This is a genomic window from Halorubrum tebenquichense DSM 14210 (assembly GCF_000337415.1).
In the GTDB taxonomy this organism is placed as follows: Archaea; Halobacteriota; Halobacteria; order Halobacteriales; family Haloferacaceae; genus Halorubrum; species Halorubrum tebenquichense.
Window position 1 is genome coordinate 1 of record NZ_AOJD01000003.1, and the last position, 19,747, is coordinate 19,747.

The window sequence follows — 19,747 nt, forward strand, 5'->3', positions numbered from 1 at the left end:
CGTCGGGTGACGCGGTTGCGTCACCCTTGCCTGCTGTGACTTCTAGCTCCAGCTGAGAACTGACCAACAATCCTCTACCCAAGAGCGTTGACCAGAACGATCCCGAACTCTCCTGTTTAGAATGCCACGAGCCAATGTACGTCGTCCGTGAACACGAGCGCAGCAACGGTGCGTTCGTTGCCAGACACTTCAGACACAATCATAGTGGAGGTGACCGCAACTGTAGCCTCGGTGGAGGTGAGAGCGACATCCACGAGCGTCGAAAGACCATCGCCCTCTCGAAGGCTCTCGTTGAGTTCGACGGTGAGTGTGCCGATTGGGGTCTCGAAGAGCAGATCGGTTCCAAGTGGGCCGACGCCTACGTCGAGTTTGAGCGCCCACATCCGAAATACGGCCATGGACTGGCTATCGAGTATCAGCACAAGAACGTCTCCAAGAACCGCGGTGAATCCACAGAGAACTACCTAACTGAAGGATTTACGACGGTGTGGCTCTGGGACGAGCAATTCACTGACAACGAAAACGTCGACCTGTTTGGCGGCGAGGTCGTCACCGTATGGCCGGCCGCGGTACCCGATCAGGCTGAATGGAGCTCCACAGAGGGATTCAAATTTGACATACACCCGCTTCGATCTTGGGTGACTGCTGAACAGAACAACTCACCCGATCGGCAGCTCCGATCGACATCCGACCGAGTCACACGACATCGACAGCAGGCTCAGAAGGTATGGGACTTGGACCTACCCGATTCTCCCTCGGTTACTGTTCGCTTCCCAGAAGAGTGGTATGACCACTGTATCCGGTCGCTGTGGGATATTGCGCCGTGGGACCTCCGCTTTGATGACCTCGACGCCTACGACTCAGAAGAGTACGTTGCTGCGATACGTGACCCGGATCCAGAGATAGAACACTCCGTGATCCTGCCCACAGAGTACTATCGGGAGCTAGCGACAGAGCTACGCCGCGAAGTGCCGTGGGAGGAGTTCTTTCCGGGTACGATCTTCGAGACCAACGAATATCTCTACCACCCTCGGTCCGGTGCTCAGAGCGCTCGTGTGAAGGCGAACGTGCCAGCGTCGCTCTCCCTGACTGACTGGCTCATTGATGCCGAACGAGTGATTCGGCTTGGAAATCACTCAACGGATTACGATACCGTTCCCCTTCACGACGCGGATCCAGACGACTACTATGCGTATCTCCTACCGTACGAGTTGGCTGTACAGACCGACTTCGGAGGTCCGAAGCGTCCACCGGGTCCGTTTGACGATGTTCAGTGTCGGAACTGTGGTGCGTACTGGAACATCGACGAGGAGCGGCTGGAATGCCAACGGTGTGGTTCAGATATCGACTGGGACTGGAACGTGAAATCGGGACGGATCGGATCTTTGCCGAGTTATGTAGACTAACCCTCTGGGATCACTTTGGTCCCCTGAGTTACTGCTACTAGTACCAATAGAAATAATCAGAAATTAACACTTATCATTTGTTTCCTTATCAGTTGATTCGGATGTTAGTAGATCCCACCAGCAAGAATCCGTCTTTCAGCAACGTTGTCGCTGCGATGGATAAGACGAGGCTCTCCGACGACGGCAAACTCCAGATGTACAAGGACCGGCGTTTCGGAGTCGACTGGGGCGTAGGTGCTCAGACCTCAGACGCCACGATCAGCGAAGACGACTGGAGAGTCTCGATGGACAGAATGCGCGACCTCTGCCGTGAAGGTGGGTTAGTGTTTCTCCCGGCACGGAACACCCCGAACGTGGACGGTGGGTTAATCGGGCAAGTGCCCACTCACGCAGACATCGAGCTTGTTGATTACGAAACCAACAATGGCTCAGCCACAATGAAGACTCTGAAACTTCATCGAGTACGTGAGGTTCATCCAAGCGACGGTACCGATGTGTTCGATGAAGTTAACTACGGACACCATACTGTTCACTCGCTTTCAAAACACGGCGATAAGGTGGTAAGCACGTATCTCAACCTCTACTAACTCGGTGTACTGTTGACAGCGACTTATGATTCGATAAACTCCCACTCAAGCGTATCGAGATCCACGACAACGTGACCGATCAGCGTCGTTTCGTCGAACTCATTGATCTCGAAGGACTCCCGAATGTCGCCCTCAATCGAGATCTCTTCGAGTCGCCAGTCCTGTGTGTCAAGGATTTCTGGGAGATCTTCAGGTGAGAGTACGTTCACCGACCGTAATGTCCCGTACTGCTGGTCGGTGACTTTCACCTCCACCGGAAGTCGAGCGCTTTCCACAGTCATATCCCTATGTCCAATGCGCTGTCCATGAACCCTTGCCCCGAAAAGAACTACCTCCGTGAATCCTCGAACAACATCGAATCAGCGATTCTGACGGCGTCCTCAGTAGAGAATACGTCCGAGGTCAGTCTTGGTCAGGACACGATTCAGTTTGGGTTCTCTTGACTGCCTGTTCAAATCGATATTCACTGATATGATTAGCGCGATCCCGATTTTCGTCGGATCCCATCTGGTCCAAATCTGTGTACGTCACTCGTTGTCGCCTTCCAGTCGCCTCGCAGACCGGAACGAAAAATACGGGCACGTCATCCTCAGAATAGCCTGCTAAGAGATCAACATGTGCCTCGTCGTAGTGGTTAGAACCAGATTGAATGAAGTATCGATTCCCTCCCTCTTGCTTTGCCGTTTTGACCTGAACTCGGTACAATGACCCATCCGTATCGACGATCAGATCGTACTGATAGTTGTGACCGAAGGGAAAGGAGACTCCGTATCCTTGTGACATCAGCTCCGAGGCAACAGCTAATTCTGATTTTTCTCCTTGTCGAGGGTTATGGTTCACAGAATCAGACTTTCTTGAGGTGTAATAAGCGTGGTTCTCAGGACATGACCTTCGAATAGAGTCAAGCCGTCCTTTAGGGGACATTTACCCGACCTACATCGTGTCCGAAGAACAGAATTCTCCCCGGTCGGATCGTCGAATTCGGCCCCTCGGTGCCAATCATTAAATACGGTTGAGCGGCACTCTCCGATAGATGAGCCAGCAGGACCTGACCTACGTCGATCTGTTCGCGGGGGCGGGAGGGCTCTCCGTCGGCTTAGAGCGAGCCGGCTTCGAGCTCGTCCACGCCGTCGAGGTCGACGACGACGCCCGCACCTCGTTCGCGAACAATCGCGAGGGTCTGGAGCCGGAGGAGATGACGCAGGACATCCGGGAGGTCGACAATCAAGACATCACGGAAGTCGTCGGCCGCGACACCGTCGATCTCGTCGCCGGCGGGCCGCCCTGCCAGGGCTTCTCCGAAGTCGTCAGCCCGGACGGCAGCGACGACCGGAACCACCTCTTCGTGAACTTCATCTCGTGGGTGAACGAGCTGGACCCGAAAGCCGCGCTGTTCGAGAACGTCCGCGGGATGACGAACACCGCGGACGGGAAGTTCTTCGACGCCGTCGAGGAGTCGTTCGACCAGATGGGCTACGACGTCACTCACCGCGTCGTGGAGGCCTCGGACTTCGGCGTTCCCCAGCACCGTCACCGACTGCTGGTCCTCGCGACGAAGAAGTCCGAAACCGAACTCCCCTTCGACGGTTTCGAGCTCGACCCCGTGGACATCCCCGGCGTGATCGACGGGATTGGTGACCTCCCCGAAGTGGGTCCCGGAGAGACGAAGACCGAGTACGACGCCGAGCCCGAAACCGTCATCCAGCGAGATCTCCGCGGAGACGTCGACGATCTCACCCACCACCAGGCCGCGAACCATTCCGACGACATGGTGGAAATGCTCTCACACATCTCGGACGGCGGAAACCGGACCGAGATCCCCGACGAGCTACAGCCGTCCTCCGGATACCACAACTCCTACTCGCGACTCGATTCCGAAGAGCCCGCAGTCGCCATCACGTCGAACATGTCGAAGCCGTCGAGCGCGCGATGCGTCCATCCGTTTCAGGACCGCGGGCTGACCCCGCGAGAAGGCGCTCGCCTCCAGACCTTCCCGGACTCTTACCGATTCGAGGGAAGGCTCGGCGCGGTCCGAAAGCAGATCGGGAACGCAGTCCCGCCGTACCTCGCTGAGGCGGTCGGATACTACCTCAAGCAGAGCGTCTACAGTCAGGAACTCTCCGACGATGAGCGGGATCGGATATACCAGCTCCGGTGCGGGGGCATGCGTATCGACGAATTCGAGGAGGAAAAAGCGGATCTTGGTGGTCACGCACAGCAGGTTACGCTTGACTTCGCCAATTGATACGTGGCCCGAGTTTGAGCGAAGTCACAGTTCCGGGAGTTGGGCTTGCATTGCCTCTCTGACCTTCCCTCTCGCTTCTCGCTCGAACTCTTGATAGGTCTCTCCACCTAGTGGGACCTCAACTATTCGCAACTCATTATCCTCTCGTGTGTCATGCTCGTCACCTGAGAGTCCATAAACAGTCTCGAGAGTACCACCCTGCTCAGGATAAAATATCATCGCATCCCCTCCGATCTTCCGTTGGTAGCTCGTGACTTGATACAGGTCGTTCCGTGCGGGCGAGTCACTCTCCTTCCATTTCGCGTCGGCAATCCAGATCGGTGTCCCTCGATCCCTGAGAAAGATGTCAGGTTGCATTCCTTGTATTCCATCTCCTGATTCATCCCTCAGTAGGTGCCCGATGTCCGAATCCGCTTCCGACTCAGGGTCGCCGTCTCCTTCCGGAATGTACCGGGAGCTTTGGACCACGTCGGCAACGAGAGAATAGACCACTTCTTCGAACAATGTCTCCGTGTTGATCAGCAGAGACTCGAGGAGCTTAGTCTGCTGACCGAAGGTATCGATATAACTCTCCTCGAGGATCTGCTCCGCGAACTTCACCAGCGGCTCGTATCCCTGCGTCTCTCTTGTAAGCGTGATTTCAGACGGATGCGGCGGGGTCGGAGGGAGTGTGACTATCCGTTGAAGATCTCCGATTTGTCGTCTAAGTCTGTCCTCCACCGTAGGTTCTCGAACTTCTTCTACCAGTTCAACAGCCGCATACAGAATCAACTGATTGAGGGGGATGTCCGCAGTGAGCTCATCGTACTGACTCTCGAAGGACGTTGCGAATGGCTCCTGACGCGCCAGCTGTTTGGTTACTCGGAGTTGTCCCTTGACGTGGTCCGTCGCTTCCTGCTTTGGGAGGTATCGCTTGTGGATCCCCCTCCGTAGCAGTCGTTCTATCTCCTGCGCGTAGACCTGTCCGACAACCTCAATGAATGACTCTCCAACTGAGAACCCGATCTCCCCTCTCCCAGCGACGAGTTCCTCGCTTACTCGACCCGCCTTCGCAAGATAGTATAGCAGTTTGAATCCCTCTAAGCTGTCCTTGGGTAGCACTTCCAGATACGCTCCGCTCGGAAGGCCGATGTGTCCGATGTGCTGTTGTATCTTGACTTTTTCAGAGCTAACCGACACACTACTCACGTTATCATGCTCATCCAAGGCAGCGTAATCCTCGTCTGTGAGCGCTTGATCAGAGAGATCCGTCTCCGTCCGCTCTTGTAATGTAATTACTTCCTCATCCGATTGAGAGGTGGAACTCATTCAGGTGAGATGTCGATGTCGAGTTCACCCTGATTGTCGATTACGAAGGTTCTGAGATTCTTTTTGAGTTTTGACGGGGTCATACTCAGAACATCGTTTGTTGATTCATTAATAAAGTTAGAATCCCCACGAAATATACTCTGCTCCAGCTGTTGAGTGTCCTCGAAGAAGTACTCCTCTAGGAGCGGTAAGATATCATACCTCCAGACATCGGTCAACTCGATGTCTCGTGGGTCTTCAGTGTCGCCCATCCAAGTGTCCGGGTGTAAGTACGTGTGACCGATTCGTTTCCCCTTTCCAAGCCCCCGAACGGCAGTGATCCGTTTGTTAATGATCTCAAGTGCAAGCACTGATGCCGCCACCATTGCGTCAACGTCTTGTCGGCCTGTTTCGACTAGCTCCGCGGCTGTTTCCTTATTTTCAGGAAATACGCTGTGGGAGCCGTAAAGAGCATCGTAATCAGGGCTGAGTGAAATAGCTGCGAAACGTCGCCTCAAAGCGGCGTCCAGTTTCGAAATCGATTGATCCGCAGTGTTCATCGTAGCGATAATAAACACGTTTTCTGGAATCGTGAACTCTGCCCCGGAATGAGAGAGGGATCGCTCTTGTCCGCGTTTGTCTTTTTCGAGTAGTGTGATTATTTCGCCGAAGATCTGCGGAACATTCCCACGATTGAGTTCGTCAATGACAAGCACGTATCGTGGTGGCGCTCGGCCTTCCGGTGTAGCTTCTAACGCACGAGTGGCTTCGACGCAGATCTCCCGAAAGATTCCCTGCTTCAGTCCGTACGGTGAGCCATTCGATGTCTCTGCGTCTTTTTCGACATTTTCAACTGTATTTGTAGCAGTCACCCCATCTGAGCCCCCACCATCGCCGGTGATCGTGTATCCCTCTATGAAATCTTCGTACGAGAAGGATGGGTGAAACGTGACAGACTCGTTTTGATACGTTCTGGGGTCTGTTCCCGGTTGTTTACCCGTCCACAGTCTCGCGAATCTCTCTGCGAAAAATGTCTTTCCTGTCCCGGGTGGTCCATACAAGATAACTTGGCCTTTCCTCTCAAGTTGTCGAGCCAAGTGACGGGCGGAATCCCCGTCTAACGACCAGTTTTCATACGACCAGAAATCGAACTGAAGTTCGCCCCTCGCCTCCGTAACAAATGCCTCGACTGAGTCGTACTCGTATGCTAGCACCTGACTCTGTCTTTGATCGAGACGGCTCCACTGCTGGTTGGGATGGCTCTCCCAGCCGAAGAGTTCGAATAATTCTTCCTCCGAAACTACGGCATCATATACCTCTTCGAAGTAGATAGCGGTGTCAAGCGTTGATATCGGGATATCGACTGCGACCGTCTCCAGCACGGTTGTAACGGTCATATACCCTCTATCCACGTGATGGAACAGAACTGTGTCTCCCCTAGTTAACCCACCAACTGCGTCGAGATCATTGCTGTCACACAACCAGTATCGAACCGAACTATTCCGATATTCGTCGATGAAGAGAGGGTCGTCTGACTCGAGGCTCTCGTCAGATTCAACGGTACTTTCGTACCTGTTATCTGTGTTATTGGTCTTCGGAACGTGAACTGAAATCACCTTCCTCTCTGTCCGTTCAATGAATGGAACTGAGACTGACGGTTCCGCGCTATCAGATCTAGTCGTCTGTGTCTCAGAACCAGAGGTTACTGAGTCGACTTCTTCATTCGCTTGCTGTGAGACTTCTTCAGATAGTGTATCTCTGCCTGATCCGAGAGGAGACTCAATGTCTGGAGGTCCATATCTCTGCTGTAGATTATCGTACACCTGCCTTCCCCGAGCGGAAAGCGTATATTCGTTAGCAGCATTCAGATCGATTACTCCTGTTAGACGTAACCAGTCAGCCCGCTGCTTAGCTTGGGTTTTTGACTCCCATTCTAGATCGTATTCCTCATTCAAAATCGTTTGAAGTTGGCTCACCCGCAAGGGAACGGTAGATACCAGCGCAATCGTGTCGTAAAATCCGACGAACGTTTCACAGAAAGACCTAATTAGCACCATCGGGGTATCCGGCCTACCCTCTCTCTGAAGTTCAGTTAGTACCTCTTCACCAGTAGGCCGTAATTCGATAGTTCGTGAGTTCCTGCTAACACGGACTAAACCCATCATTTCCATTTGTGTGAGCCAAGACTGCGGTACCTCAGAGCCTGAGCTCACCTCACGTTGATAGCCTGATTGGACTTCCTCAAGTTCCGGACCGTAATTCTCAATCGAGATTAGAAAGTGAGCCAATCTACTGAGTTTCTCTGTTGCAGTCTTGGAGAACAACGTCAAAGAGGGTCGCAGATTTTCCTCATCCATGATTGATTAGAAATCTAAACGCTATAATAAATTAATTATGGGTACCTGCGAATCTCTCCCACTTTCAAGTATAGAATCTGTGGGATGTTATAGTGGAGAACAACTGGATAATTACTAGATTCTATCAACCGGAATATAGTTCAGGAGGTAACGGAGAACGGGAATCACATGTATATTTTCTCATAGACATTTGTACAGGGTTGGCTGGGGAACACAACCTTTCTAAGAGTGTCTGATAAGTAGACAGTATACTCAGATGAGCAAATGGAGCGACGAGCGCGCCGATCATGAAGACGAAGCGATCGAGGCGTTTCTGACAGCTCACTTCCCAGCACCTCTACTAGAGGATCAGGCAAATCTATCGGACTACAGCGGCTCAGAAGAAGATATCTCTGGCGCCGAGCACGAGACAATCAACGCGCTCGTCTCTGAGGCGTCAGAACAGTTCACGTCCTCAAAGGGGACGCTCGGACTCGCGATTGACTTCGTCATTCTCGCCGAGGAGTTGGCAGGTCACGACGACTGGCTCGCTGGCTTCGACCCGACCATCACCGTCAACGACATTCTTGACCGGTACGACAGTATGGCGAAGTCGTCGCTAACGCTGAAACGCGGCGATGTCCGCGAGGGAATCCGGACGTTCCACAACGAACTGATCGAACTGTTCCGCGAAGACCTGAACCGGACAAACTTCCCGAGTTCTCCGGGCCACCACACCGGCGAGTGGGAGCGATACGACGACATGCTTGAACTCGCCTTCCGGCTATCCCGCGACGGTCGATACGTCGCCGCACAGAAACTGTTTGACCTCGGATTGGAACGTCTAGAATCGAGCGAGTACGAGCGCCGAGACCCGCCGTTCGAGGATCCCTTCCTGAAGATCCTCCGTGACTACGAGCGGAAGGCACCCAACGAGCAGGGCGGCTCGGCGTATCAAGCGCTCTGCTACGGCTACGTCAAGGCCGAATGGCCGCATCTCTCACTCCGCGCGAGCAAAGTCCGAACTGGCTCGTCACGACAGCAGCGGTACGGCGACATTGACGGCTACCATGGCCCGGACCTCATGATCTCAGTCGAGGTCAAGGACCGGGTGATCGACGCATCGAACGTCAGCGCCGAGCTCGGCACGATGATGAAAGTCGCCGAGAACACGACCGCGATCGCCGTTGCGATCTGTACCGAGGTGGGTGCGGATGCCCGCCAGACGCTCGAAGAAGCCGGTGTCAGAGTTATTGACGACGCAGGTCTTGAACGCCAGCTCCGACTGTGGGACTACCACAAGCAGAACCGCGCTCTCCATGGGATGGTCCACTTCTTCGCGAACATCGAGGAGAACCCAGATGGGGTTCAGCGGCTGCTTCGGTTCGTTTCAACCGTCGATCCGGATAACCGCGTCCTTGACCATCTCATAGATCCCGATACGCAGACTTCTCTCGACCAGACGTAACGTCGTCAGCGGTTTGAGAGCAGTATATCGATATGCTATGCGTAAGTTTCTGAAGGAGGGGTGCTACCGATCACTACCTCTTTCTCATTATATCAGTAGCACTAGTAGCAATTTAGCTGGTATCTGGCACAATATATCCTGTCGCAATGTATTCAGCACCCAGTTTACTTCGTGATTCTTTGACCGACGTTAGATTCTTACGACTGGTCTCTTTGGCGACGTGGTGGGGTTCTTCTTTCGAGTCGTTTGGGTACACAACTGCGATCCCAATGTCATTTCCACGAATGTAGCCGATAAAGAGTCCAAGTACTCGGTCGTAGTCTGGTGCCTCTTTTTTAAGTTGATAAAACAGCTCTCGCAGCTCTTGCCACTTCCTTTCTTGTTCATCAGCATCAAATCCGTGTGTCTCTACATCACCGACATCCTCCGGGTTAACGAGCCAATCGTAGACATCGTGAACTTCTGTTTTAATTGTATCTGGATCCATGCCTTCCGCAATGTACGGATCGGGAGTGTTCACTCCGTATGACATCTCAATTATTGGTTCTGTACGATACAACATAAATCTTCGAGCTATGCTACCAGACAAATTAGTGCGTGAGATATTGATCGAACTGCGCCAGTAGTCCCAAACTTCTACCAGATTCGAAGCCGACAAGACTGGTCCGGATTCCGACCACAACGAGCAAGCCGATCGATGACTCGATATCCTTTGTTAGAGGTGGAATTTTCCGCTCATACAGGCCAGTTAGATGTTCCGAGCCCAATAAACGTCTGACTCGACGCACGAGTGGTCTTGGTCTCGATCTGCGCCCCACGCTCACAGCGGCGCAGCACGCGCCGAGAAAGAGCCGTCAGTTCGCGACCGATGCTATGCGGCCGCGATGTCGTCGAGCCGCTCGACAGTCTGGCGTAGTACCCACTCGCCGACGAGGTCGTAGAACGCGCGGCCCGCGCCGAGCGCGTCGCCGACGATTTCCGAGACGGGTGGATCCCAGTAGCCGAGTACGACCAGCAGCACGAGCGTCGCGAACACGCCCGCGACGACCGTCGCCACCGACGAGACCGCGCCGACCGCGGCACCGCCGACCGCCTTGTAACGCCGGAACCGCAGCAGCACGAGCGCGCCGAGCAGGACCGCAAACACCGACTCGCTCGTGTACTCCGCGAGTAGGCCCGTGACGAGGACGGCTTCAGTTCCCGCCATTGTTCCCCTCGTCGGTCGTCTCCACCTCGAACTGGTTGACCGTGTCCGGCGTCGACGCCTCCGCGCGCCACGCCGACAGCGCTCTCCACCCGAGCAGGATCACGCCGGCGACGATGATCACGCCGGCTTGCCGGGCGACCGTCTCGAAGACATCCGGTGCGAGCACGACCACGCCCAGCACCGCGACGACCGCGGTCGAACCCACCCACACGCGGAAGTCGAACGTCCCGAACTGTCGCAGCGCGAGGTACATCGCAACCGGCACCGAGCCGAGTGCGACGATCAGCCGCTCCGTCGGCCCGAACACGCCCGACGAGAGCAGCCACGCTCCCGCGCCGAGCATCAGCACCGCGACGACGATCTCGTTCTCCAGCAGGCGCTCGACGAGGCCGCCGGCGCGGCCGCCCACGTCCTTCGCTGCGTCAGCGGCCGCGTCCGACCGCGTTCCCTCGTCGAACAGGCTCGTCTCCCGCGAGAGGACTGCCAGCCCGACGAGACCGGCGAGACCCACGACGACCACGCCCGGTCCCGGGAGCAGCCCGGAGAGCGCGCTGAACGGCCGCGAGTTCGTGACCATCGGCCCCGCGCCGCCGGCGACCGAGCCGATCGTGCCGCTGTCGCCGCTTCCGGTCGCGGTACCGTCGTCTTGCCGGAACTGGATGACGTGCGGCTCCTCCGGTTCGGTCGCCGACAGCGTCAGCGGGCTCTCGGCGAGTCCCTGGTCGAGGACGATATCGTCGCTCTCGTCGAAGAGGACGTACGGCTTCCCGTCGGCCGCGTCGACGTGCGTGACCGAGTACTGGTCACTGGTCCGGTCGCCCGGTCCGATGCGGTAGACCGGCTCCGCGGTGTTCACGCGCTCGTCGGGCACGTCGACGTCGACCGCGCCGCTGTTCACGTCGAACGCGAGCGGGAGCGTCCGCAGCTGTGCCTCGCCGTTGTCCGGCGCGTTCGGGATGCGGATCTCGTTCGTCCCGTCCGAACTGATCCGGCTCGCCTCTTCCGTGTCCCACGACGCGTTCGAGAGGTAGTGGAGCTGCTGGCCCTGCTCGGTCGCGCCGACGCGGACGTAGACATCTTCGCCGGGGTTGTTCAGCCGGACCGTGCTGTTCAGGTCGTTCCCCTGTGCGGTCGGCTTGAGTACCGTCAGGTCCGCGTTCTCGACTTTCACCTTCGAGCCGGCCGCGGAGACGGTCGTCTCCCAGCCGGCTTGAACGTCGCCGAGCTCGACGACGACCGAGCCGTTCTCGAACGCGTACGTCGGCTCATCGATTGTCTGAACGACGGTCCCGTCCGCGTCGCGGTGTTCGACCGTCACCGAGCGGAGTGAGACCACGCGGTCCGACGCCCACGGGATCGTCAGCGACGCGTTCTCCGTGTCTTCGTTCCACGACTCGGAGACCGCGTATCGCTCGCTGAACGCCTCTCCCGTGTAGTCGATCGTGCGGCTCTTCGAGACATCGTGGCGGTAGTCGAGCGCCACCTGCGGCGCGGGCGAGCCTGCCGCGAGCGTCCCGTCGCCGACGGAGACGTTCACCGTATTCTGCCCCTCGGCGATCCACGAGTCGTTCGCCGCTAGCGAGACGGTCTCGCCCTCCGCGAGGGTACCGGTGTGAGAGACGGTGTGACCGTTCAATTCCACGACGGGATCGACTGTTAGCGTCTGCTCGGTCCGAGAGATATTGACGGCGACGCGTCCGGTTGTTGAGATATCTGCCGTTTTGTCTCCCGGAGTTAGCGTGACTGACTTGCTGACTGTCTCACCGCCGTTAAGCGTCCCGGTGTGAGATATTGTCTTTCCGGCAATCGTGAGAGACGGGTCTTGCGTCTCATTCAAATGTGCTGTGTTCTGGAGAGTAACCGCATCCAAATCAAGATTGTTTGCCCCGACTTTCTCTATTTTAACATCTAATCCGTTTGAGTTTGTCTTCTTCGAAAAGTTATGCGTGTAGGTAGTATATCCGTCGAGTTCTTTATCGACGATCAGGTCGCCATTTACACTAATCTGATACTGAACCGGGACACCACCCCCGGTGTCGATAACCAATTGATCAGCCTCATTCAGGCCGCTATCATAGGTGTACGGATTGGGATCAGTTCCAGAAATATAGTCCTCAGTATCAACCTCCGGATCAAGACCAGTTAATGACAGATTTGTAGATGTATCTTGATTACCACCGATCGAAACCGCTCTTGTACCCCCATCAGACACCCAAGACGACGTTACAGAGTCATCATTTGATACGCCCGTCAAATTGATCGACAGGTCATCGCCACCGTTCGTCGCGTTGTAGTCGATCGAGTCGCCGTCGGTCGCTGTCGCCGAGATCGCGAACTCGCCGGAGAACGTGACTGTGTTCGTCGAGAACCCCTGAACGTAGAACGCCGCCTCGCCGCTGCGCGTCTCGATCGGCGACGCGTACTCGCTCCCGTTCTCGTGTTCGATGTACGCCGCTTCCGGCACTTCGCCGACGTGCTCGTCGAACCACGAAGTCTCGATCGCGACCCATCGGCCATCGTGTGTCCGGTCGTCTTCGAGGACGATAGCCGGCTCACCGTCTCGGACGGCCGTCTCGACGCTCATCGTCTGACTGCCGGCCGAGGTCCGCACCTCGCTCGGCGCTGGCGGCGCGTCGGACGTGAGACTCCCGAGCCGACTCGTCACGACGTTCCGGTACTCGCCGTCGTCGACGGGCTCGTAGGTCGTTCCGACCACCGGCTCGGTACCGTTGTCGACCGGTCCCGAGTCGCCCGCGAACGGTGCTGCGGGTCCGAGCGCGACTGCCGCGAACAGCAGCACGACCACGAGCGCGAGCGGTTTCAGCGCGCGCTTGGGAACGGACACGCCCGAGAGCGCTCCGCGCAGCTGCGGCGCGAGTTCGTTCGTCGCCTGGTCGAACTCGTCGTGGACGCGCTCGACCGCTGACTTCGCCCGCGATTTTATCCACGCCCACAGCGCGAGTATCGCGAGTTTTGCTCGCGTCGCGAGCGTCTTTTCGTCGCTCTGTTCGCCGTCGTTGTCGTCGCTGGTTGTGTCCGTATTCTTAGACATGGCTCACCCCTCCCCCTGCGGTTCTCTTAGGAACGCGCGCGCGTGTCTCGCGCTGTGCGCGGTCGGCAGCAAACCGAACGCCGCCGATCTCGGGGGGATCAGTTTGTTTTGACGCCGAAAATTGACGGTTCGAACCGTCGAAGCTGCCGGAATCGGCTGCTTCGGAGGTCCTACAGCGCATCGAGCGCCTCCTCTCGGCGCGGGTATCGCACCGAGATCTCTCCTCTGAACTCGTAGTTCCTGAACGGGTTCGGCCACTCGACCGGTGCGTAGTGTCGGTTCCGCCAGATTACCGCCCGTCCGGTCCGGTCCGCAAACCGGTTCACGTAGCTCATGTTGATCGGAACGTTTCCGATCCCCGAGAGCGACGCCGCCGGCGGCGATGTCTTCGGCATCGTCACGAACCACCGCGTCTTCTCCCGAACGCCTTCATCGACGCGAGCCACGCTGTGCGAGAGCGTCACCGTCGAGAGGTTCTTCTTCCGGCCTTTCCCCTGCGAGACCGGGTACCCCTTCACCTTCCGGTTCTGGTCGTTCTCGTCGGCCTCCGGGTTCAGCGGCACGAGGTCGGAGAACTCGTCGTGAACGATCGTCGTCGGGTGGAGGAACTCGTCATCCTTCGCTCGCGTCTCCATGAACGCGAAATTAACGTCCCGAAGCGGCGTCACCTCGGCCGGCTCCTCCGCCTCGTGGGCCGGCGTGTAGGTCGCCTGTGTGAGCTTCTCGCAGCCGCGGAACTGCGGGTCCGGCAGTACCGCGTAGAGACCGCCGGGCACGACCTTCGTCATGAGGTCCCGCGGGTTCCGGTACTCGACCGTATCCCGGAACACGTCGGTCAGCGAGATCTCGGTCGTCGGCAGCGTCGGGTTCCGCGGCTTCGCGTGAACCTCGTAGTCGACCCCCTTCGGCACCGCGACCGTCATGAACGGTGCGAGCGGGAGACACTCCAGCTCGTCGAGCGTGAGCATCCAGAGCAGCGTCTCGTTGTTGATCTCCGGCATTCGGATCCCGGCGATCACGTTCGCGAACGACGTCTTCCCGCCGCCGGGCTTCGAGTGCGCCCAGATGTCGGTCCCGCCGTCGCCCATCGCCCGGAGGACGTGTTCGTTCTCCGGCTTCGCCAGCCATTCGAGGACCTTCCGGCGCGTCGACGGCTGCTCGGCGATGATGTCGTCGTCGGTGCGCCCCTCTTCCAGCGCCCACATCTCGGCGTCGTCGACGTGGATCAGCGCGTCGAGATACGCGCTCGGGTACCGGTACACCGGGTGCGCGTTCTCGATCCCGCTGATCTGAGCCGTCCGTTCGAGCGATTTCAGCTTCTTGTGGAACGGCTTCAGGCTGTTCCCGTCCGAGTCCGTGAACTCCCGGTAAATTCGTTCTCCGTCATCGTGGTGTCGACTCAGCTTCGCCCACGACTTCTCGCCGGCGTGGTACCGCGCCTGTCGCGACGTTTCCCACGCTTCGAAGTCCTCGTGGAGCTGGTCGATCACCTCCTGTTTGCCGTTCTCCGCCTTCTGTCGGCTGCTGAATGACTTGCTCATGAGTTGAACGCTCCGTGTGGGCTTCCGCTACTGTCCGTCCGTTCGCTACCGGTGAGCGACCGCGCCGCCGCGAGGAACGGCGGGAGCAGCTCGTTCACCGCGAACCGATACCGAATCCGCTTCGCGTCGTCGCCCTCCTGGTCGAGTAGCGCTTCGAGAAGTACTGGCGACGACACGATCATATCGAGGAACCGGTCGGGCGTCTCGCCGTGCGTCGGGACCGTCAGCGACCGGGCCCACCGCCCGATCGCCTGTCGGTCCTCGAACCCGTTCCACAGCTGGAGCAGCGCGCCGGCCTGTGCCCGGTCGAGTCGCCGGAAGGCCGGGCGCATCAGCGGGTTCTGCTCGCTCTCCGGGTCGACGTCCTTCCACGAGGTCGCCTCGTCGTCCTCGACGCGCTCGTTCGCTCGCTCCCGAAACTCCCGGTAGGCGAGGTCGCACGCGTCGTTGAGCGCTTCGACCACCCGCATCCGGGCGTACTCCGAGACCGGTCCGCGCTCCGCGAGGAGATGCTCGAAGATGTCCGAGAGCGGGAGCATGTGTCGCGGCTCGATCACGTCCTCGACGTGTCCGAGCGTCCGAATCCCGGCCGCCTGATACCACGAGAGCGCCTCGCGGTAGGTTCGGAAGCCGTCCGAAAGCGCTCGAACCGGTGGGTCTCGCGAGGTGTCGCCGTGGTAGAGGAGTCGGTCCTGGTCGTGGTCGAGAACGTCGAGCGCCGGCCGCGTCGTACGCGGCGTGTGCGCTTCGGGCCCGGACTCAGTCATCGTCGCCCTCCGCGGCATCGCGTCGCCCCTTGTCCTCGAACTCGAAGTCCGTCGGCTCGGTGTCCGGCTCGTCGATGTCCTCGACATCGAGATCGAGGCCGAGCTCGTTTTCGAGGAACCGGAGGACAGTGCTCTTGTCACGTCGGGTCTCGATGTCCCGCGCTTCCATCGCGGTCGTCATCCGTTCGTTCCACGCGATCTCCTCGAAGTCCTCGATCGTGCGAGCGTTCGCGTGTTCCGTTTGGAGGACGGTGAGAGAGCCATCCGCCGTGATGTCGTGGCGTGGAGCCGGGACGAAGTCGATCGACCCGTCGACGGCCTCGTAGCTCTCGACCGCGAGCAGCACGAGACCGACACCCGCACCGACTGTCGGCGTGTTCATGACGGTGCCGCCGGCGTACCACCCGATGACCGGGAGCGCGAGCGTCGCGGCCGTCAGGAGACCGTAGAGGCCACGCGTCACCGGCGACAGGCTCTCGCCCTCGTCAGGCTCGGGAAGCCGGTGCCACACCGGCATCCGCCGCCGGAGGTACGCCGGCTTGTGGTCGACCGCGACATCCGCCTCCGGGTCCGTGTAGACCTTCTCCGAGACCGATCCGGACACCTTGACCTTCGTCCGCAGGTCGCTCAGGTCGAGTCGAGCCGCGCTCGCGAACAGCCGGGCGAAGAACGGCCGGATCCCCTTTTTCGGTAGGAGTCGGCCGCCGTTGGGTGCCCGGACCGTCGTCAGGATCGACATGTCTTCGTACAGCTCGTCGTGGTACCCCTCGTCGGGGATCTCGATGCGATCCGACGCCGTTGCGGTTTCACCGCCGTCCGGGACTACGTCAGACTCGGGATCGGTACCGTCGTCGCCTCGTCGGAGCGAGAGTGCCGAGGAGAGCTCCTTCCGCTCGAACGCGATCCGCTCGGTCGGCGGCGACATCCGCAGCCCGCCACCGTAGGCGATCGGGAGCAACGAGAGGCCGAGCAGGATGTCGAAGTTCGCGACAACAGTCGAGACCTCGTAGTAGAGGCCGGCAAGCGCCATCAGCACGCCGAACCCGGAGACGATCCCCCACGTCGCCAGCGAGTACCGCGGCCCGGTCCCCGCCAGCTTCAGGGTCGCCTTCGCTCCCGAGAGACCGCCGATGATCCCTGCGATTCCCGGAATGAGAACCGTGGTGAATGCGTACCACCACGCATCGGCTTGGGTCTCGATCTGAACCTGTTGCGATGCCGGTGCCGATTCGTGCGTGAACCGCCACCGAGCGCCGTCGACGAGCTCGCCGTCGCGTTCGAGCCACATCGTCGCTTCCCACGACGCGTCGTAGTGACTGTTCAACGCGATCGGCGCAGAGGCGTAGCCCGACTCGATGTCGATCGTTGCGCGCTGTACCTCCTGCTCTGCCGCGTACTCAATGGTCGAGCCGTTCACGGTCTCCGTCTCCGGCTTCCAGTAGACGATGACCGCTTCGTACTCGCCGGTCGCCTCCTCGCCGAAGACGGTCGAGTAGACCTCGATCTCGTCGGCGTTGAGCGTCGCTCCCCGTTGGAGGAACACCGGCTCGTTCGAGAGCGGGTCGGCCGGAACGTGTCGGATCGCGACCGTTCCCGCGGCCGTTTCACCACCGACGTATCGCACGGATGGTGGTGCTGCCGACGGCTGGTTCCCGCCCGTCCGCAGCTCGTTGATATCGAACGGGCCGGGCGCATCGAAGCCCGTCTCGCTGGCGTTCTCGACCTGCGCTGTCGCCGTGTCGGTCGGCGCTACGGCCGCCAGTGCGGGCGTCGCCGTCATGCCGATCAGGAGGACAGCGAGGCTTACCGCGGCGACCGTAGCGCCGCGGTTCATCGATGGGCCTCCAGCTCGTCGAGCGCAGCCGCCTCCAGGTAGGCAGCCGTGAAGGCGAGCGCAGTCGCACCGACGAGCGCAGCGGTCGCACCCATGCCGATCGTCGTTGAGTGAAGCGAGTTCTCCAGTGCCGTTCCCGCCGCAGCAGTCCCTATGAGTCCGAGAACGACGTGGTAGCCCCACTCTCCTGCCGGCACTTGCTGGATGGGCGACTCAGCGGTACCGACCGACATCTCAGTCGTCACCTCCGAAGACCGCCCACGCGGCGAAGAACACGACGACGCCGAGCAGGAGGAACTGAAGGCCCGTGATGTCGCCGAGAAAGCCACCGGTCCCGAGCGCGCCGAAGATCCCCGTCACCGCCGCGAGCGAGAACCCCGGCTCGGCGAGGACCAGGTTCAGGAGGTCGTTCCCGAACTGGAGACCGATACCGGCACCGGCCGCGCCGGCCGCAGCGCTCGACGTCGCACCGCGCTTCAGTCCGGAGCCGGCTCGTCTCGCTCCGGAGCCGGCCCGTGCGACCGCTTCCTGCGTCTCCTCGACGCCGACCACGTAGACCAGCACGCCGAGCGCTACGAGGCCCAGCGCCGCCGTCAGCATCGGCTCTCACCTCTGTTCGTCCGCATCCGATTCGTCTCGGTTCGTCCGCTCGTGTTGTGTGTCATGTTGCTCTGTCGAGGTTTGCGTAGACCTGCTGGCTCAGGTAGCCGAGGAACAGTACTGCGGCCGCGACGACGGCCCACTCAACCGGCGACGTCGGCGGCAGCACTTGCGGGAGCGTCAGCGCGCTCACAGAGACCACCGAGAAAATCTGCGGCCCCGACGCGAGCAACGCGTCGAAGATCGCGAGAAGCACCTCGGGGTTCAGGAGCGCGACGATCCCGCTGATTCCAGCACCTAACTGCGCCAGCGGGTCCTTCGCGATTTGCTTGATGTTCATTCTGTCAGTCCTCCGAGTTGGAGGAGATCAGCGGCTACGTAGACTATCCTCCGCAGCACGACGATCGCGACGATTACTTCAACGACGATCAGGACGATCAGCACCAACGGCCCGAAGGGGCCGACGGCCGCCGCAGCGTCCGCGATCGTGGCGTTGAACGTTTCGATGCCGCCGATGATCGCCTCGCCACTGAAGCCACCGGCACCGATGAGTAGGTCCGCGATGGCAACCGGGAGGTCGGCGAGCCCGATTGTCTCGTTCGGCGCGTTGAACCGCGCCGGCTGCGAGCCGCCGACGAGTAGCACCAGCTGCTCAACGACCGTCGTCACGACTCCCGTGACCGTTTCGAGGATCGTCGTCGCGACCGCACCGATAACGAAGCCTCTCGGGTTCTGCGCGAACGCCGTGAGAATGTCCGTGTACGGCGAGAGCGGGTTACTAAAGAACCCGCCACCGCCGGAGCCGCCGGAGCCGCCACCATCGTAGCCGTCGTTACTGCCGCCGGATTCGGCCGGATCTCCGCCGAGTTCCTGACCGAATTCATCTTCGGTATCGGCCATCACAGCACCTCCTGAATCTTGTCGACACCGCGCGCTACGGCGTAGAACGTCAACAGGATGATCGCGAGTGACGCGATCCACGCTGCGATACCGGAATCCGGGAGTGTCGATTCCCAGGTGTTGCTGATCGGTGTCGTCACGCTTTCGGTGACCCTCACGATCAGTCCGTCGGTGTCGCGGTAGACCCGGCCGGGAGCAAGGTTCCTTGCGATCCCCGTTACTAGCTCACGGCCTCCCGAAAGGAACTCGGCGAGGCTGTCGATGAGGCTCGTCCACGCCTCGGTGACTCCACCGACGAACGTCGCCGCGGCTGTTCCAAGTGCGAGTCCGAGCGTTCCGACGACCGTCCGGGCGAGGTTCCCGGCGTCGATGCCGGTCGCCGCATCGAAGTCGACCGACTCGCCGAGATCCTCCGAGCCCGACAGGAGGAACTCCTGATCGTCGTCGCTCAGGCTCGAATCACCGTCAGCCATCGGCTGGCACCTCCACAAACTCGAATCTCCGGCGAGGTGCCATT

19 protein-coding genes are annotated in these 19,747 nt (G+C 59.2%); 4 read left to right on the forward strand and 15 right to left on the reverse strand.

The window, feature by feature from the left end:
* The first annotated feature begins 134 nt into the window (after window positions 1-134).
* Window positions 135-1,406 (forward strand): hypothetical protein, encoded by a 1,272-nt coding sequence (locus C472_RS16695; protein ID WP_152420550.1) that lies wholly within the window; start codon window positions 135-137, stop codon window positions 1,404-1,406.
* A gap of 101 nt (window positions 1,407-1,507) precedes the next feature.
* Window positions 1,508-1,993 carry a hypothetical protein gene (locus tag C472_RS00370; protein ID WP_049906107.1) on the forward strand — a complete coding sequence of 162 codons (486 nt, stop codon included), beginning with the start codon at window positions 1,508-1,510 and terminating at the stop codon, window positions 1,991-1,993.
* 23 nt (window positions 1,994-2,016) lie between these two features.
* Here the strand turns inward: C472_RS00370 and C472_RS00375 are convergent, their stop codons facing one another.
* Together C472_RS00375 and C472_RS16700 are read right to left on the reverse strand one after the other, a co-directional pair.
* Complete coding sequence (locus tag C472_RS00375) at window positions 2,017-2,274, reverse strand: hypothetical protein (RefSeq protein WP_049906108.1); 258 nt, start codon at window positions 2,272-2,274, stop codon at window positions 2,017-2,019.
* A gap of 121 nt (window positions 2,275-2,395) precedes the next feature.
* Window positions 2,396-2,833 carry a group I intron-associated PD-(D/E)XK endonuclease gene (locus tag C472_RS16700; protein WP_006627782.1) on the reverse strand — a complete coding sequence of 146 codons (438 nt, stop codon included), beginning with the start codon at window positions 2,831-2,833 and terminating at the stop codon, window positions 2,396-2,398.
* Between the two features lie 193 nt (window positions 2,834-3,026).
* On the opposite strand from C472_RS16700, the gene C472_RS00380 reads away from it, so the two are divergent.
* Window positions 3,027-4,238 carry a DNA cytosine methyltransferase gene (locus C472_RS00380; RefSeq protein WP_006627783.1) on the forward strand — a complete coding sequence of 404 codons (1,212 nt, stop codon included), beginning with the start codon at window positions 3,027-3,029 and terminating at the stop codon, window positions 4,236-4,238.
* Window positions 4,239-4,262: 24 nt separating this feature from the next.
* On the opposite strand, the gene C472_RS16065 is transcribed toward C472_RS00380, so the two are convergent.
* On the reverse strand, window positions 4,263-5,546 hold the full coding sequence (locus C472_RS16065) for an McrC family protein (protein WP_006627784.1): 1,284 nt from the start codon (window positions 5,544-5,546) through the stop codon (window positions 4,263-4,265).
* Window positions 5,543-7,882: an McrB family protein gene (locus C472_RS16070; RefSeq protein ID WP_082238213.1), complete on the reverse strand. Its 2,340-nt coding sequence runs from the start codon at window positions 7,880-7,882 to the stop codon at window positions 5,543-5,545. Before C472_RS16070 ends, C472_RS16065 begins: the two co-directional genes overlap by 4 nt.
* Window positions 7,883-8,138: 256 nt before the next feature.
* On the opposite strand from C472_RS16070, the gene C472_RS00400 reads away from it, so the two are divergent.
* Window positions 8,139-9,329, forward strand: a complete 1,191-nt coding sequence (locus tag C472_RS00400) for a hypothetical protein (protein ID WP_006627786.1) — start codon at window positions 8,139-8,141, stop codon at window positions 9,327-9,329.
* Between the two features lie 112 nt (window positions 9,330-9,441).
* Here the strand turns inward: C472_RS00400 and C472_RS16705 are convergent, their stop codons facing one another.
* From C472_RS16705 to C472_RS00465, 11 genes are all read right to left on the reverse strand, one after another.
* On the reverse strand, window positions 9,442-9,861 hold the full coding sequence (locus C472_RS16705) for a hypothetical protein (protein WP_152420552.1): 420 nt from the start codon (window positions 9,859-9,861) through the stop codon (window positions 9,442-9,444).
* A 339-nt stretch (window positions 9,862-10,200) separates the two neighbouring features.
* Entirely contained in the window at window positions 10,201-10,536 is a 336-nt protein-coding gene (locus C472_RS00410) for a hypothetical protein (RefSeq protein WP_006627788.1), read from the reverse strand.
* Window positions 10,523-13,588, reverse strand: coding sequence for a hypothetical protein (locus C472_RS17695; protein WP_241432936.1), 3,066 nt, complete (start codon window positions 13,586-13,588; stop codon window positions 10,523-10,525). Before C472_RS17695 ends, C472_RS00410 begins: the two co-directional genes overlap by 14 nt.
* A 170-nt stretch (window positions 13,589-13,758) precedes the next feature.
* The gene (locus C472_RS00430; RefSeq protein WP_006627792.1) at window positions 13,759-15,129 is read right to left on the reverse strand and encodes a hypothetical protein; all 1,371 of its coding nucleotides are present in this window, start codon (window positions 15,127-15,129) and stop codon (window positions 13,759-13,761) included.
* Complete coding sequence (locus tag C472_RS00435; RefSeq protein WP_049906122.1) at window positions 15,126-15,896, reverse strand: hypothetical protein; 771 nt, start codon at window positions 15,894-15,896, stop codon at window positions 15,126-15,128. Before C472_RS00435 ends, C472_RS00430 begins: the two co-directional genes overlap by 4 nt.
* Window positions 15,889-17,730, reverse strand: a complete 1,842-nt coding sequence (locus tag C472_RS00440) for a hypothetical protein (protein ID WP_006627794.1) — start codon at window positions 17,728-17,730, stop codon at window positions 15,889-15,891. The genes C472_RS00435 and C472_RS00440 overlap by 8 nt, the downstream gene beginning before the upstream one ends.
* A complete protein-coding gene (locus C472_RS00445) occupies window positions 17,727-17,975 on the reverse strand; it encodes a hypothetical protein (RefSeq protein ID WP_006627795.1) in 249 nt (82 codons plus the stop codon). Before C472_RS00445 ends, C472_RS00440 begins: the two co-directional genes overlap by 4 nt.
* Window positions 17,965-18,330, reverse strand: coding sequence for a hypothetical protein (locus tag C472_RS00450; protein WP_006627796.1), 366 nt, complete (start codon window positions 18,328-18,330; stop codon window positions 17,965-17,967). Before C472_RS00450 ends, C472_RS00445 begins: the two co-directional genes overlap by 11 nt.
* Before the next feature lie 61 nt (window positions 18,331-18,391).
* The gene (locus C472_RS00455) at window positions 18,392-18,670 is read right to left on the reverse strand and encodes a hypothetical protein (protein ID WP_006627797.1); all 279 of its coding nucleotides are present in this window, start codon (window positions 18,668-18,670) and stop codon (window positions 18,392-18,394) included.
* Complete coding sequence (locus C472_RS00460; protein ID WP_006627798.1) at window positions 18,667-19,230, reverse strand: hypothetical protein; 564 nt, start codon at window positions 19,228-19,230, stop codon at window positions 18,667-18,669. Before C472_RS00460 ends, C472_RS00455 begins: the two co-directional genes overlap by 4 nt.
* Window positions 19,230-19,703 carry a hypothetical protein gene (locus C472_RS00465; RefSeq protein WP_006627799.1) on the reverse strand — a complete coding sequence of 158 codons (474 nt, stop codon included), beginning with the start codon at window positions 19,701-19,703 and terminating at the stop codon, window positions 19,230-19,232. Before C472_RS00465 ends, C472_RS00460 begins: the two co-directional genes overlap by 1 nt.
* Window positions 19,704-19,747: the final 44 nt, after the last annotated feature.

Bases quoted from the DNA above. Each gene is read 5' to 3' on its own strand.
- C472_RS00460 (WP_006627798.1), bottom strand. From the start codon at position 19,230: ATGGCCGATACCGAAGATGAATTCGGTCAGGAACTCGGCGGAGATCCG.
- C472_RS00435 (WP_049906122.1), bottom strand. From the start codon at position 15,896: ATGACTGAGTCCGGGCCCGAAGCGCACACGCCGCGTACGACGCGGCCG.
- C472_RS16070 (WP_082238213.1), bottom strand. From the start codon at position 7,882: ATGGATGAGGAAAATCTGCGACCCTCTTTGACGTTGTTCTCCAAGACT.
- C472_RS00465 (WP_006627799.1), bottom strand. From the start codon at position 19,703: ATGGCTGACGGTGATTCGAGCCTGAGCGACGACGATCAGGAGTTCCTC.
- C472_RS00440 (WP_006627794.1), bottom strand. From the start codon at position 17,730: ATGAACCGCGGCGCTACGGTCGCCGCGGTAAGCCTCGCTGTCCTCCTG.
- C472_RS00375 (WP_049906108.1), bottom strand. From the start codon at position 2,274: ATGACTGTGGAAAGCGCTCGACTTCCGGTGGAGGTGAAAGTCACCGAC.
- C472_RS17695 (WP_241432936.1), bottom strand. From the start codon at position 13,588: ATGTCTAAGAATACGGACACAACCAGCGACGACAACGACGGCGAACAG.
- C472_RS16705 (WP_152420552.1), bottom strand. From the start codon at position 9,861: ATGTCATACGGAGTGAACACTCCCGATCCGTACATTGCGGAAGGCATG.
- C472_RS00380 (WP_006627783.1), top strand. From the start codon at position 3,027: ATGAGCCAGCAGGACCTGACCTACGTCGATCTGTTCGCGGGGGCGGGA.
- C472_RS00455 (WP_006627797.1), bottom strand. From the start codon at position 18,670: ATGAACATCAAGCAAATCGCGAAGGACCCGCTGGCGCAGTTAGGTGCT.
- C472_RS16695 (WP_152420550.1), top strand. From the start codon at position 135: ATGTACGTCGTCCGTGAACACGAGCGCAGCAACGGTGCGTTCGTTGCC.
- C472_RS16065 (WP_006627784.1), bottom strand. From the start codon at position 5,546: ATGAGTTCCACCTCTCAATCGGATGAGGAAGTAATTACATTACAAGAG.
- C472_RS00400 (WP_006627786.1), top strand. From the start codon at position 8,139: ATGAGCAAATGGAGCGACGAGCGCGCCGATCATGAAGACGAAGCGATC.
- C472_RS00450 (WP_006627796.1), bottom strand. From the start codon at position 18,330: ATGCTGACGGCGGCGCTGGGCCTCGTAGCGCTCGGCGTGCTGGTCTAC.
- C472_RS00410 (WP_006627788.1), bottom strand. From the start codon at position 10,536: ATGGCGGGAACTGAAGCCGTCCTCGTCACGGGCCTACTCGCGGAGTAC.
- C472_RS00430 (WP_006627792.1), bottom strand. From the start codon at position 15,129: ATGAGCAAGTCATTCAGCAGCCGACAGAAGGCGGAGAACGGCAAACAG.
- C472_RS00370 (WP_049906107.1), top strand. From the start codon at position 1,508: ATGTTAGTAGATCCCACCAGCAAGAATCCGTCTTTCAGCAACGTTGTC.